General features: G+C 67.7%; 12 protein-coding genes. 6 read left to right on the top strand and 6 right to left on the bottom strand.

Annotated features, from left to right (window positions below):
* Nucleotides 1-78: 78 nt before the first annotated feature.
* The 6 genes from V7Q42_RS10870 to soxY all read right to left on the bottom strand — a co-directional run bounded on the left by V7Q42_RS10870 (nt 79) and on the right by soxY (nt 6455).
* Nucleotides 79-300, bottom strand: coding sequence for a SlyX family protein (locus V7Q42_RS10870; RefSeq protein WP_333824073.1), 222 nt, complete (start codon nt 298-300; stop codon nt 79-81).
* Between the two features lie 46 nt (nt 301-346).
* The gene (locus V7Q42_RS10865; protein WP_333824072.1) at nt 347-859 is read right to left on the bottom strand and encodes a peptide deformylase; all 513 of its coding nucleotides are present in this window, start codon (nt 857-859) and stop codon (nt 347-349) included.
* A gap of 244 nt (nt 860-1103) precedes the next feature.
* Entirely contained in the window at nt 1104-3191 is a 2088-nt protein-coding gene (locus tag V7Q42_RS10860; protein WP_333824070.1) for a DUF4139 domain-containing protein, read from the bottom strand.
* Between the two features lie 161 nt (nt 3192-3352).
* Nucleotides 3353-4582 (bottom strand): hypothetical protein, encoded by a 1230-nt coding sequence (locus V7Q42_RS10855; protein WP_333824069.1) that lies wholly within the window; start codon nt 4580-4582, stop codon nt 3353-3355.
* 169 nt (nt 4583-4751) lie between these two features.
* Nucleotides 4752-5843 (bottom strand): YeeE/YedE family protein, encoded by a 1092-nt coding sequence (locus tag V7Q42_RS10850; protein WP_333824068.1) that lies wholly within the window; start codon nt 5841-5843, stop codon nt 4752-4754.
* A 156-nt stretch (nt 5844-5999) separates the two neighbouring features.
* Complete coding sequence (soxY, locus tag V7Q42_RS10845) at nt 6000-6455, bottom strand: thiosulfate oxidation carrier protein SoxY (RefSeq protein WP_333824067.1); 456 nt, start codon at nt 6453-6455, stop codon at nt 6000-6002.
* A gap of 949 nt (nt 6456-7404) precedes the next feature.
* Here soxY and V7Q42_RS10840 point away from each other — a divergent pair.
* The 6 genes from V7Q42_RS10840 to V7Q42_RS10815 all read left to right on the top strand — a co-directional run bounded on the left by V7Q42_RS10840 (nt 7405) and on the right by V7Q42_RS10815 (nt 12766).
* Nucleotides 7405-8004: a c-type cytochrome gene (locus V7Q42_RS10840; protein WP_333824066.1), complete on the top strand. Its 600-nt coding sequence runs from the start codon at nt 7405-7407 to the stop codon at nt 8002-8004.
* A gap of 19 nt (nt 8005-8023) precedes the next feature.
* Nucleotides 8024-9313, top strand: a complete 1290-nt coding sequence (locus V7Q42_RS10835; protein WP_333824065.1) for an FCSD flavin-binding domain-containing protein — start codon at nt 8024-8026, stop codon at nt 9311-9313.
* Nucleotides 9314-9380: 67 nt separating this feature from the next.
* The gene (locus tag V7Q42_RS10830; RefSeq protein WP_333824064.1) at nt 9381-9950 is read left to right on the top strand and encodes a NapC/NirT family cytochrome c; all 570 of its coding nucleotides are present in this window, start codon (nt 9381-9383) and stop codon (nt 9948-9950) included.
* 252 nt (nt 9951-10202) lie between these two features.
* On the top strand, nt 10203-11546 hold the full coding sequence (locus tag V7Q42_RS10825) for a c-type cytochrome (protein ID WP_333824063.1): 1344 nt from the start codon (nt 10203-10205) through the stop codon (nt 11544-11546).
* A gap of 83 nt (nt 11547-11629) precedes the next feature.
* The gene (gene soxZ, locus V7Q42_RS10820) at nt 11630-11953 is read left to right on the top strand and encodes a thiosulfate oxidation carrier complex protein SoxZ (protein WP_333824062.1); all 324 of its coding nucleotides are present in this window, start codon (nt 11630-11632) and stop codon (nt 11951-11953) included.
* Nucleotides 11954-12058: 105 nt separating this feature from the next.
* Nucleotides 12059-12766: an ABC transporter ATP-binding protein gene (locus V7Q42_RS10815; RefSeq protein WP_333824061.1), complete on the top strand. Its 708-nt coding sequence runs from the start codon at nt 12059-12061 to the stop codon at nt 12764-12766.
* The last annotated feature ends 4 nt before the right edge of the window (nt 12767-12770 follow it).

Genomic DNA, 12770 nt, shown 5'->3' with positions numbered 1-12770 from the left:
GGAAAGCGCCGCAATTCCTACAGGTTGACTGAAATTGTACGAAACACCGACCATCAGGGTCGGTAATTTGAGCCATCGTCAATAATGCGGAGGTGGCGGCTCCGGCGGCGCCACGGCGTCGAGCCGTCCTTCCGCCTCGCGCATCTGGTCGGTCAGTCGCGACAGCTGGCGCGACAGCTCCTCGATCCGCCGCCACTGATCGAGCACGACCCGGTCGAGATCGGCGATGGTGCGCTCCTGGTGGGCGAGAGCCGCCTCCACCGTTTCGAGACGGCGGGTGAGGGCTTCGTCGTCGCTCATGTCTTTCTCCTTCGTCGCGCCGCCGGTCGGCCGATGCGTCCGGTGGTCACGATCCGCGACCCGCCTGACGGCGAGCCTTGTCCCATCGCTTGTTCGCCCGGTCGCGCTTCAGCTGCGACAGCCGGTCGAGCCAGAAGATGCCGTCGAGTTGGTCGATCTCGTGTTGCAGGCAGACGGCGAGGAAACCGTCCGCCTCCTCCTCGTGACGAACGCCGGCGAGGTCCTGGAAGGCGATGCGCATCCGCGCCGAGCGTTCGACCTCTTCGACGATCCCCGGCATCGACACGCTGCCTTCCACGTGTCGGTTGGTGTCGCCCGACGCCTCGATCACCCGCGGGTTGACATAGACCCGGACCCCGTCCTCGGCCGAGAGCTCCAGCACCACCACGCGCCGCATCACCCCGATGTGCGGCCCGGTGATGCCGACCCCGGGCGCCGCCCGCATCGTGTCGAGGAGATCGCCGGCGAGGGTCGCGAGTTCGGCGTCGAACGTCTCCACCTCCGCCGCCCGGGTCTTCAGGCACGGGTCGGGGTGGGTCACGATCGAGCGTACCGCCATGCCTCTCCCTCCGCCGCGAACCGCCGGCCGAAGGTGGTCGAAGCCCGCGATGTTGTCCACCGCCGGCTTCGCAGGAGAAGCGGAGGGGGACGGCGGTGAACCGGTTCCCCTCGTGTCTCATACCGAGTTCACGAAATTCGGACTCGTCCGAATTTCGTGAGTTACGGCCCGACCGGCCGGCGCCCGTTCGGGCTCGCCTTCGCGGAAGAAGTTCCGAACAGGTCGGAACTGCATCCGCTCGGTATCAGAGCTTCAGCTTGCGGGCGATCTCCTCCGCCGCCTTGCGTTTGGCGGCGATGGTGTCGTCGAGGGTCTGATCGGACTTGGCGAGTTCGGCGAGCTGGTCTTCCTGTTTGCGCAGCGTGTCGAGATAGCGCCGGCCGAGATCGGAGGACTGACCGGCCGAGGCGAGGTTCTTGCGGATGCGCTCCTGATCCTCGCCGATCTTCTTGCGCTCCGCTTCGTTCCGCGACTTCTGCGCCCGAGCGCGGGTGATGTCGCCGACCACTTCGGCGAGTTGGTCGATCGCCTGACGCAACGCCGGACCTTCGTTGGAGAGCCCGCTCACCCGCGCCAGGATCTCCTCCGGCGCGAGGGTCGTCAGGGTGACGATCTGCTGGTCGATGCGCTCCAGCGCCAGTTCCGACTTGGCGGTGGTGCCCTTGGCGGCGCGGATGTGGCGGCGCAACGCCGTCGCCGTCGTCTCGACGTCGGTGATCTCGGCGGCCGGAGCCCAACCGGTCGGCCGTTCCTCTTCGACCAGCACGTCGCGATCCTCGTCCGCCGGTGCCGTCACCTCGTAGGCGATCACCTGCCGCGACTTGATCGTGGTGGTGAGCTTGCCGTCGACGGCGGTGCCGAGAACGGTGCGACGCTCTCCCATGTCCTCGCGCCGGACCTCGGTCTTGGTGTCGAGGGCGAAGGTCACGAACTTCTGGCTCCCGCGCGGCAACTGCGGCAGCAGGGCGTCGCCGACGTGGTTGGTGACGCCGTCGCCGCCGGTCTCGAAGGCGGTGACGATGCCGGGCGGCAGGCCGGTGTCGCCGTCGTTGATCAGCCGCGCGGCGGCGAACGGCCGCTTCTCGTGCAGGTCGGGCCGATAGAGCCACACCCGTTCGACGCCGATCTCGCGGTCGACGAAGGGCACCATCATGGTGTGGCCGGTGGCCAGCGAGATGCGGGTCGGGAAGCGGTAGAGCATCTGCGTCGCCGCTTCCTCCGCCTCCGTCGTCACCGCGTCGGCGATCGACGCCATCGGTGCGGCGCCGAGCGGGGCGGGAACGGGCCGCGCCATCTGAGCGCGTCCGGCCATCTCCTGCATCGCGCCCGGCGCCATGCCCGGCCGCGCCGCCTTGCGCGCCATGCGCGGCGCCGGCGCCGGCGGGACGATCGACGGGGCGGTGGTGCCGGCGAGCGGCACCTCCTCGCGCTTGCCGTAGACGGAGGTGTAGAGCGGTTGGGTCAGCGCCACCGGATTGCCCGAGACCAGCGTCAGGTCGACGTCCTTCCAGTCGCCGCCGGTGAGGTTCTCCAACACCGCCCATCCCTGCAGTCGCGCTTTGGCGCCCTTGGCTCCCTTGGCGTCGTCCTTCGGCAGCACCAGTCGCCAGCTCGTCTTCCAGATCGGCGCCGAGACGACGTAGCCGATGCCGACCTCGCGCTCGCCCTTGCCGGTCAATCCGATCGACAGCGTCCGCCGGTCCTTGGCGCGGTTCTCCATCAGCCCGGTGAGGGCGCGGTCGATCTGCGCCCGCGTCTGCGGGTCGGTGAAGGCGAGGGAGGTGATCTCCTCGAACACCGCCTGGACGATGCCGCGGTCGGTGATCAGCGACAGCCGATGGCGGACCGTGGCGTCACGGCCCTCCGGCGTGTGGACGGTCTCGCGCGTCACCCTGAGGATCCGGCCGCGGGCGTCGACCGGCCCCTTGATCTCGACCTCGGCGCCGACCAGCGCGTTGACCAGGCTGAGCGGTCCGTCGAGCGCCTTGGCGTCGAACGGCAGATCGCGGAACAGCTGGTCGAGCGGCTCGCGTCCCGGCAGCGACACGGTTCCCACCGCCCCGAGCGCGTCGAACACGGTGAGGCTCTTGAGGATGTCGTCGACCTGATCGAGGCGCACCGGCAGATCGATCGTCGATCCACCGGTCACCGGCCCGGCATGGGTGAACTGGGCGAGACCGGAGGTGGACAGGACGACGCGCCTCAACGGCAGCTCCGCCGCGCCCGCACCGAGCGACCCGGCGAGAAAGACGACCGAGGCGAGAAGCAGGGCGCGGCCGGGGAGGGGGGCGCGGCGCACCGGGGAAGTCGTGCGAAGAGGTGTGACGGCCATGGTCGCTTCTCCTGTCTGCCGGGGCGCCGACTTCGCGGCTCGGTTCGATTCCGCCCGGACGGCCCATCGTGTGGAGCCGATCGTGTCGATTCTCCGCCTCTCCTATGGCTACGCCATGATCGGCCGAACGTCGCGCCGCCGTCACGATGTCGCGGACCCGCTCAGCCCAACCATTCGGGTCGGAAGATCATGGTCGCGCCGAGCGCCAGAAGGACGATGCCGCCGATCAGATGCGACCAGCGGGCATAGGCGCCGGTCAGCCCGCTGACCTTGAGCGCCACCATCGCGGTGACGAAGATCGCCACGTCGTCGAACATGAAGACCGTCAGATAGAGGGCGAGATGGGCGTAGTGGGCGGCGGGGGTCAGATCCGACATCGCCAGGATCTGCCCGTAGACCACCGGCACACCGGCCGAGCAGATCAGTTCTATGAAGTTCACCGCCACCGCGAGCGCCATGATGCCGATCGTCGCCGACAACAGGTGGCTCTCCGCCACCACCCGGCGGAACCGCGACATCAGCCGCGCCCGTTGGTCGGCGTCGGTGACCCGGCAGGCGGCGTCGGGGTTCGCCTTGAACTCCCACAGGAACCAGCCGCCGGCCGCGACCGCGACGGCGCCGACGACGAGCCTCAGCCACGCCGCCGTGCCGATCGCCAGCACCAGCTCGAGCCACGCCGCCATCACCGCGAAATACATCGCCGCGGTGGCGAGGAGGAAGGCGCCGCCGAGCCACCACATCCGCTTCTCGTTCTCGAGCCCGAGCAACAGCCCGATCAGGAACACCAGCACCCACATGGCGCAGGGGTTGAAGCCGTCGACGGCGGCGAGCACCACGGTGAGCGCCGGCAGCGACAGGTCACGGGTACGCACCGTGCCGAAGAACGGAACCTCGACGGTGTCGGGAACGAAGACGGCAGCGCTCTCCTCCTCGGCGTAGGGCGGCGGGCGCGGCGGGCTCTCGCCCCGTCGCAGCGCCGCGACCACGTCGAGGCAGGTCGCGCCGAGACAGCCGTCGATCGCCGCCGTATAGGCGCGGCCGCTGCGGCCGTCGTCGGCGTGGCCGAGGAAGACGTGTTCGCCGATGACCACCAGCGGTACCGCCGGCTGGCCGATGCCGAAATGCTCCGAGACCTTGCCGAACAGCGCGTCGTCGCCGTCGCTCGCCATGAGTTCGATCGGATCGAGACGGGCCCGCGGCCGTCCGGCGACGATCTGCGCCAGTTCCGACTTGGCGTCGGCACAGTAGGGGCAGCCCTTCTGCCAGAAGATGTGGACGGTGACCGCGGCCTCCTCCGCCGCGTCCGCGTTCTGCGGCACGAGGATCGAGCCGAGCGCGGCGAGCCACACCAGCAGCAGCGCCACGAACCGCAACGGGAGGCGATCCGCCATCGAGCTTCTCCTCACCGCATCGGCGAGAAGCAGAGCACGTCGTCCGATCCGGCGCATTGATACCGGGCAATGGACGACGAAAAACCCGCCGCGCTCTTGGAGGAACGCGGCGGGTCTCGGGGTTCGGGACGCGTCGGCGGGCGGCACACCGCCCGCCGACGCGGAAAACTCAGTCCAGGTTCTCCAGCACCTTCATGCCGGCGATGCCGCCGCCGATGAGCCCGGCGAAGACGATGAACGAGGAGACCGCCAGCGTCGACGCGCCGGTCACCGCCTGACCGACGGTGCAGCCGAGCGCCACCACGCCGCCGATGCCCATCAGGATCGCCCCGAAGAGATTGCGCAGCGTATCGGACACGTCGAAGAAGGTGGCGAGCTTGAGCTTGCCCTGCATCGCCGCCATCAGGAAGGCGCCGATCATCGTGCCGAACACGGTGGCGACGCCGAAGTTCGGGATCGGGATGGCGGTGTAGCGCTGCATCCATTCCAGCGTGTCGCCGGCCGGCCGGACGAAGCTGAGCGAGCCCGGCGTGACCGGCACGTCGGCCAGTTCGTCGTAGGCGAGGCCGGTCAGCGCCCAACCGGCGACGACGCACAGGCCGACGCCGACACCGGCGACGATGTGGACCGGCGACGAGCGGAACGGCGCGTGGGCGAAGCAGTAGACGGCGATGGCGATGGCGACGACGACCGCCATGATCGTCTCTGCGCTTCCCGGCGCGACGCCGGTGAAGCGCGCGAGGAAGGCGCCGAGGCTCTGGCTCGCCATGCCGCTGGCCGACAGGTCGATCGAGGTCGCCGTCGAGATGGCGGCGCGGATCGGCCCGAGCAGGCCGCCCATCGCCACGTAGCCGGAGATGGCGATGACGATCAGCACGATCAGCGAGCGCAGGTCGCCGGTGCCGGCACGCACCAGATTGCGGCTGGCGCAGCCGCCGCCGAACACCATGCCGAAGCCGAACAACAGGCCACCGATCGCCGCGCCGGCCCAGTCGAGGTTGGTCGACAGATACATGGCCTTGGAGAGGTCGACGCCGGCCGGTCCGCGCAACAGCAGCACGCCGACGATGGCCGTCGCGGTCGCCAGCCACCAGGAGCGGAAGCGCCGGCCGTCACCGAAATTGATCATGTCGGAGAGCGACCCCATGGTGCAGAAATTGGTCCGCTGCACCACGGCGCCGAAGACGATACCGATGATCAGGCCGCCCCACGCCAGCGCGACGGCGGCGTTCTCGGCGATCAGGCTACGCAGATTCTCCATGGATGCGGATCCCCCCTCGGATGGGCCGGTGCGCCGCCGAACCGTCCGTTCGGGAAGGCGCCCGCTTTCGATCGTCGTTGTTTCCCGGTTTCGCCGCGGGTCACTCGGTCCCGTCCGGAGTGCGAGGGGCCGCGGCGTGTCTCGTGGTTCGGTGGGTCAGCCGCCGCAGCCGCCGAGCGTCACCTTCACCATCTTCTTTTCCAGATAGACCTCGCCGTCGTTGGTCTTGGCCAGCACCCAGACGTTCTGAGTGGCGGAGAGGCGGATGCGCAGCGACACGTCCGCCTTGCCGGAGGACGGCGTGAAGCGGAAGCGCACCACGTTGGCGCTCGGGTTGGCTTCGGCCAACACCAGGATCTCGGTGACGTGCGACGCGTCGGTCATCGGGCTGGCGACCGAGGCGACGATCGGCACGGTGGCGCCGTTCTCGGCGATCTCCGGCAGGTCGACGGCGAGCTTGCCCCTGATCGGCTCCTTCCCCCCGAGGAAGGCCTTGGCGATCTCGGCCGTGTCGTTGGCGGCGAGCGCCGGGCCGACGGCGAAGGGCGCCGCGGAGAGGAAGGCGAGGCCGGCGCCGAGCGCCAGCGTCCGACGACGGTCGATGGTGATCATGCTTCTTTCCCTCCCCCGAGGATGCATGGAACGCCGCTCCGCGTCTCCCGACCGCCGCCCACGTGACCGCTGGGTCGCTGGCGACCAGGGAAACGCTCGCACGCCGGTCGACGTGTGGGGCGAGTGGTGAGAGCCGTCGGGTGTGTGACGTCGGACGACCGCATGCGTGCGCGAAGATCGCACACCACGATGGCCGCGTCCGCATCTCGGCGGAGCGACCCTCGGCGTCCCGTTTCCCCCCGAACGGCGTTTCGCCGTCTCGTTCTTCTCACTCGTCGATCGAGTGTTTCAGTAATTCATCATATTACGATATGTCCGACGCCGATCAAGCGCTCTTCGCAAGATCTTCGAAGTTCTCCGCCTTGTTGCGGTGCCGTTCGACACGCACGCCTTTCGCCTCGAAGAGGGTATCCGCGGGGGGAGGAGGAGAGGCGTCGGCTCGATGCCGGCGCCCCCGGCGATCGATCCGAGCGCCGCTTCGACTGCCATCGAGTCATGGGTCTGACCGAGAGGAAGGCTAGTGAAGCGGCTGCCGATGCGGTCGGTGTCGGCCACTTTTCTGGCGGAATCGTGAGGATTTGCCGATCGTTGCGTGAGATGTCAGACTAGTGGAAGCACTATACGGGGAGGCTCTGATATATCACTCGACATGTGCCGTTTCCGTGAAAATGGGCCTTTATTTATAGTCGAATATATAAATATGATCATGATGCCGGATGTTGCTCCATGTGTTTTTGCTGCGATGCAAAGCGCTCGGTGATCGTCGGGCGGCCGACACGTCGGTATCCGTGATCACGATGTGGAGAGGCGAGTGCCGGGGCGTCGCGACTCGAGGGATGTCGCACGGTGAAGTCGAAGGAGGACGAACAACCGACGTACGGACGACCGCAGAACCGCTTCGAAAAGAAAGCGGCGGGACTTCGATAATGAATCAAAAGGGGGAAACGAGATGATGAAGTCGAGCTTCCATCGACTGCTCGGTGTCGCCGTCGTGGCCGGCACCATCGGGCTTGCGCCCGCCGCATTCGCGCAGGCGAGCCCGGAAATGATGGCCGACACCTGCGCCGGTTGCCACGGCACCGACGGGTCGAGCAACGGTCCGGCGACGCCGACCATCGCTTCTCTTTCGGCGGACTACTTCATCTTGTCGATGAAGGACTACAAGGCCGGCAAGCGTCAGTCGACGGTGATGGGGCGCATCGCCAAGGCCTACTCCGACGACGACATCGCCGCGATGGCCAAACATTTCCAGACCAAGCCGTTCCACCGTCCCGGCCAGAAGGTCGACGCCGCCAAGGCGAAGGAAGGCAAGGCGCTGGCCAAGAAGTATTGCGAGTCCTGTCACGAGGACGAGGGCAAGGTCGGCGAAGGTGTCGGCGTCCTCGCCGGGCAGATGCTTCCCTACCTGCAGTATTCGATCGCCGACTTCCTCGACGGCAAGCGTGAGCCGGAGAAGCGGCAGAAGGTCAAGTTCGATGCCCTGATGAAGGACAAGGGCGGTCGCGAGGCCTTCGAGCCGATCCTCCACTACTACGCCGGCGTCAAGTGAGCCCGAGGAGGTTCGTCACATGTTCATGATCGATCGTCGCAAGTTCATCGCCGGTGTCGGCGCCACCACCTCGACCATGCTCGCCGCTCCCCACGTCGCCCGCGCCGCCGGCGCCAGGGTGGTGGTGGTGGGCGGTGGTCCGGCCGGCGCGACCGCCGCCAAGTACCTCCGCCGGGCCGACCCCTCCATCGAGGTGACGCTCATCGAGGCCAACAAGGACTACTACACCTGCTTCATGTCGAACGAGGTGCTCTCCGGTGAGCGCACCCTCGACAGCCTGAAGTTCGGCTATGCCGGCCTCGCCAAGGCGGGCGTCGAGGTCGTCCACGACCTCGTCGTCGGCATCGACGGCGCCGCCAAGGTCGTCACCACCCAGGGCGGTCAGAAGTTCCCCTACGATCGCTGCATCGTCGCGCCGGGCATCGACTTCGCCTGGGGCGCGCTGCCCGGCTACACCGCCGAAGCCGCCGAGAAGATCCCGCACGCCTGGAAGGCCGGTCCGCAGACCGCGCTGCTGCGCAAGCAGCTCGAGGCGATGCCGGACGGCGGCGTCTTCGTCATGGTCGCCCCGCCGAACCCCTACCGCTGCCCGCCCGGTCCCTACGAGCGGGCGAGCCAGGTGGCCCAGTACTTCAAGCACCACAAGCCCAAGTCGAAGATCATCATCCTCGACACCAAGGACGGCTTCTCCAAGCAGAAGCTGTTCGAGCAGGCCTGGGCGAAGTTCTACGGCTTCGGCACCGACAAGAGCCTGATCGAATGGGTCCCCGCCTCCAAGGGCGGCAAGCCCACGGCGCTCGACGTGGCCGGCATGGCGGTGCAGACCGAGTTCGACACCGTCAAGGCCGCGGTGATCAACGTCATTCCGGCGCAGAAGGCGGGCAAGATCGCCTTCGACGCGGGGCTGACCGAAGGCAACTGGGCGCCGGTGAACAAGGCCACCTTCGAGTCGAAGAAGATCCCGGGCATCCACGTGCTCGGCGACGGCTCCGATGCGGCGACCATGCCGAAGTCCGGCTATGCCGCCAATTCGCAGGGCAAGGTGACCGCGGCGGCGGTGGCGGCGATGCTGTCCGGCAAGGCGGCGCCGACCCCGGCCTACGTCAACACCTGTTACTCGATCGCGGGTGAGAACCACGCCTTCTCCGTCGCCGGTGTCTACACCTACGACGCCGAGAAGAACGCGATCGCCGAAGTGCAGGGTTCGGGCGGCCTGTCGCCGATCGACGCTTCCGACGAGGACCGCAAGCGCGAGGTCCTCTACGCCCAGAGCTGGTTCCGCAACATCACCGCGGACATCTGGGGCTGAGGACCAACTCGAACGACGGTGAGCGGGCGGAGCGGCGCGCTCCGCCCGCGGGCCGGGGAGCAGTGTCGTGTTCGCTGGGTTGAAACGATGGCTCGTGCCGTCCTGGATGACGGGCGGCGCGCTGGGACTTCTGTTGCTCGGAGGTGCCGTCACGGCGGTGTTCTTCGGCGGCTTCACCGTCTTCGCGCAGTACACCAACCGGTTGGAGTTCTGCATCTCGTGCCACGAGATGGAGAACGGTCCTTACGCCGAGTACAAGAAGACGATCCATTTCCAGAACCGCACCGGCGTCCGCGCCGAATGCAACGACTGCCACGTGCCCAAGGACTTCGGCCCCAAGCTGATGGCCAAGGTCATGGCGGCGAAGGACGTCTGGCATCATCTCCTCGGGACGATCGACACCAAGGAGAAGTTCGAGGAACACCGCCTCGACATGGCCAAGCGCGTTTGGGCCAAGATGTCCTCGACCGGATCGCGCGAGTGCCGCAATTGCCACGACTTCGGGGCGATGAACCTCGAGGAGCAGGGCCGCCGAGCGAAGTTGAAACATCCGGTGGCCATGCAGGAGGGCAAGACCTGCATCGATTGCCACAAGGGTATCGTCCACGAACTGCCGCAGGGCTACGAGGGCGACTGATACCGAGCCCATGAAGTTCTGACCTGTTCAGAACTTCATGGGCGAAGGCAAGCCCGAACGGGCGTCGGCCGGTCAGGCCGTAAGGCTGATGAATTTCGGACGAGTCCGAAATTCATCAGCCCAGTATGAGGCGCGGACCACGGCGATCCGGCCGGCGGAGCGGGTCTCGATCGAGCGCCGATTCCTCGAGGATCGCAGGCGATCGAGTTCGATGCCGCCGGGCGCGGATCGCGAGAAGCGGGAACAACGAAGATGAAACTGTCACGTGGTGCCGTCGTCGGCGCGCTCCTCGCCGCACTGGGAACGGCCTGGATCGGGGGCGCGCCCGCCAGCGCGGCGGGCGACGAAGCCGCGGCCATCGCCCGCGGCGGCCGCCTCTACGACGACTGGGCCAAGGAGATCGGCTCCGACAGCCTCCGTCGGGCGGTGCGGTCGCAGGAGGTCACGACCCGACCACCGGGTCGCTGCATCGACTGCCACGGCTGGGACTATCGCGGCAAGGACGGCACCGGACCGCGCATCGGCATGACCGGATTGGTCGGCGGCATCGCCGGCCGGTTCGGGACCGATGTCGGGGAGATCTCCAAGATCCTCGGCGACGCCACCCATCGCTATGGCGATTTCCTCGCGGCCGACGACATCGCCGATCTCGCCCTCTTCGTCGCCAAGGGGCAGATCGTCATGGACGACGCCATCGAGCCGACGACGCTGCGCGCCAAGGGCTGGGCGCCGAACGGCAACGTCTATTTCCAGACCATCTGCGCCAACTGCCACGGCAACGACGGTCAGGCGCTGGTCGACGCCCGGCCGCTCGGCGACGTCGCGCGCGAGAACCCCTGGCAGTCGATGCACACCCTGCTCAACGGCCATCCCAACGGCACCATGCCGGCGCTGCGGGTGCTCGATCGGGCGACGCTGGTCGACATCCTCGCCTATATCCAGGCCCTGCCGCCGCGCGACCTCCTCGCCTCGATCGTCCGTGGCGGGCGGCTCTACGACACCTGGTACAAGGAGAACGGCCGCGAGGTCCCCGAAGGCATCCACCCGGCCTATTCCGGCACCCCGCCGAAGGGCGTCGAGCCGCGGACCACGTGGCGCTGCAAGGAGTGTCACGGCTGGGACTATCGCGGCAAGGCGGGCGCCGCGGCGGCGGCCGAACAGAAGCCGGCGACCAAGGGCATCGAGGGCATGGCCTGGGCCGACGCCGGGCGCATCATGGCCCGCTTCTCCGATCCGCTGCACGGCTACGCCAAACTCCTGTCGCCGCGTGATCGGCTCGACCTCGCCAACTTCGTGTCGCGCGGTCAGCTCGACATGGACGAGTACATCGATCGCACCACCCGTCGGTCGCGCGGACAGGCGGAGCGTTTCACCTCGCACTACCACACCATCTGTGCGCCCTGTCACGGAGCGGACGGTCGCGAGATCCGCTCCATGCCGCCGCTCGGACGCATCGCCGCGCAGGATCCGTGGCGGGCGCTGCACGGCATCCTCAACGGCCATCCCGGAGAACCGATGCCGCCGTTGATGGCGCTGCCGCGCGAAGCCGCGAGCGGCATCCTCTCCTACATCCAGACGCTGCCGTCGCAGCGGTGAGGTGAAACACGGCGCGGCCCGACCGGGTGGGGACGCCCCGGTCACCGCCGCGACCGATCCAACGGTTCGGAAGGACACGCGAGATGGCCGAGAAGCCCCGCATCAGACTGCCGTCGTCGGTCAAGAAGGGTGAGGTCTTCCAGGTGAAGACCCTGCTCAAGCACCCGATGGAATCGGGCAATCGCAAGGACGAGTCCGGCAAGGCGCTGCCGCGCAAGATCATCAACAAATTCGTCTGCAAGGCCAACGGCAAGGAGGTCTTCGCCTCCGACTTCTACACCTCGGTGTCGGCCGACCCCTTCCTGACCTTTCATCTGAAGCTCGAGGAGACCTCGAAACTGCAGTTCGAATGGTACGACGACGACGGCTCGGTGATCTCCGAGACCGTCGAAGTGAAGGTCGAGTGACGGCGGCGCGTGCGTCGTGGCCGGCTCGGGCTCCGCGCTCCGTCGGGGGGACAAGCGGAGGATGCGGGTGTAAGGTCGGCGCCGATCCCGGATCGAATGTCGACCATGACCCGACCGATCTTTCTCACCCGAGCCCTCACCAAGGTCTATCGGACCGGCGCGGTGGAGGTGCAGGCTCTGCGCGGCGTCGACTTCGAGGCGGCGCGCGGCGAATTCGTCGTGTTGCTCGGGCCGTCGGGTTCGGGCAAGTCGACCTTCCTCAACATCATCGGCGGCCTCGATCGCGCCACCGCCGGCGAGGTGTGGTTCACCGACCACCCGCTCGCCGACATGTCCGAGCGCGAGCTGACGCTCTATCGCCGCGATCACGTCGGCTTCGTCTTCCAGTTCTACAATCTGGTGCCGAGCCTGACGGCGCGCGAGAACGTCCAACTCGTCACCGAGATCGCCCGTGATCCGATGCGGGCCGAAGACGCGCTCGCCGTCGTCGGTCTCGCCGACCGGCTCGATCATTTCCCGGCCCAGCTCTCCGGCGGCGAACAGCAGCGCGTCGCCATCGCCCGCGCCATCGCCAAGCGCCCGGAGGTCCTGCTCTGCGACGAGCCGACCGGCGCGCTCGATTCGCAGACCGGCATCCTGGTGCTCGAAGCGCTGGTCAGGGTCAACGCCGAGCTCGGCGCCACCACCCTGGTCATCACCCACAACGTCACCATCCAGGAGATCGCTCACCGGGTCGTCCATTTCGGCGACGGTCGCATCGTCTCCGCCAACCTCATCACCGAGCGCAAGGCGCCGGCCGAGATCACCTGGTGACGCC

This window comes from Pinisolibacter sp. (genome assembly GCF_036782435.1).
GTDB lineage: Bacteria > Pseudomonadota > Alphaproteobacteria > Rhizobiales > Ancalomicrobiaceae > CALBKH01.
Note: the sequence above shows the minus strand (reverse complement) of the source record. Positions and strands in the feature narration are given on the sequence as shown.

Coding starts and splice junctions, on each gene's coding strand:
- V7Q42_RS10850 (WP_333824068.1), bottom strand. CDS start 5,843: ATGGAGAATCTGCGTAGCCTGATCGCCGAGAACGCCGCCGTCGCGCTG.
- soxY (WP_333824067.1), bottom strand. CDS start 6,455: ATGATCACCATCGACCGTCGTCGGACGCTGGCGCTCGGCGCCGGCCTC.
- V7Q42_RS10825 (WP_333824063.1), top strand. CDS start 10,203: ATGAAACTGTCACGTGGTGCCGTCGTCGGCGCGCTCCTCGCCGCACTG.
- V7Q42_RS10865 (WP_333824072.1), bottom strand. CDS start 859: ATGGCGGTACGCTCGATCGTGACCCACCCCGACCCGTGCCTGAAGACC.
- V7Q42_RS10870 (WP_333824073.1), bottom strand. CDS start 300: ATGAGCGACGACGAAGCCCTCACCCGCCGTCTCGAAACGGTGGAGGCG.
- V7Q42_RS10855 (WP_333824069.1), bottom strand. CDS start 4,582: ATGGCGGATCGCCTCCCGTTGCGGTTCGTGGCGCTGCTGCTGGTGTGG.
- V7Q42_RS10815 (WP_333824061.1), top strand. CDS start 12,059: ATGACCCGACCGATCTTTCTCACCCGAGCCCTCACCAAGGTCTATCGG.
- V7Q42_RS10860 (WP_333824070.1), bottom strand. CDS start 3,191: ATGGCCGTCACACCTCTTCGCACGACTTCCCCGGTGCGCCGCGCCCCC.
- soxZ (WP_333824062.1), top strand. CDS start 11,630: ATGGCCGAGAAGCCCCGCATCAGACTGCCGTCGTCGGTCAAGAAGGGT.
- V7Q42_RS10835 (WP_333824065.1), top strand. CDS start 8,024: ATGTTCATGATCGATCGTCGCAAGTTCATCGCCGGTGTCGGCGCCACC.
- V7Q42_RS10840 (WP_333824066.1), top strand. CDS start 7,405: ATGATGAAGTCGAGCTTCCATCGACTGCTCGGTGTCGCCGTCGTGGCC.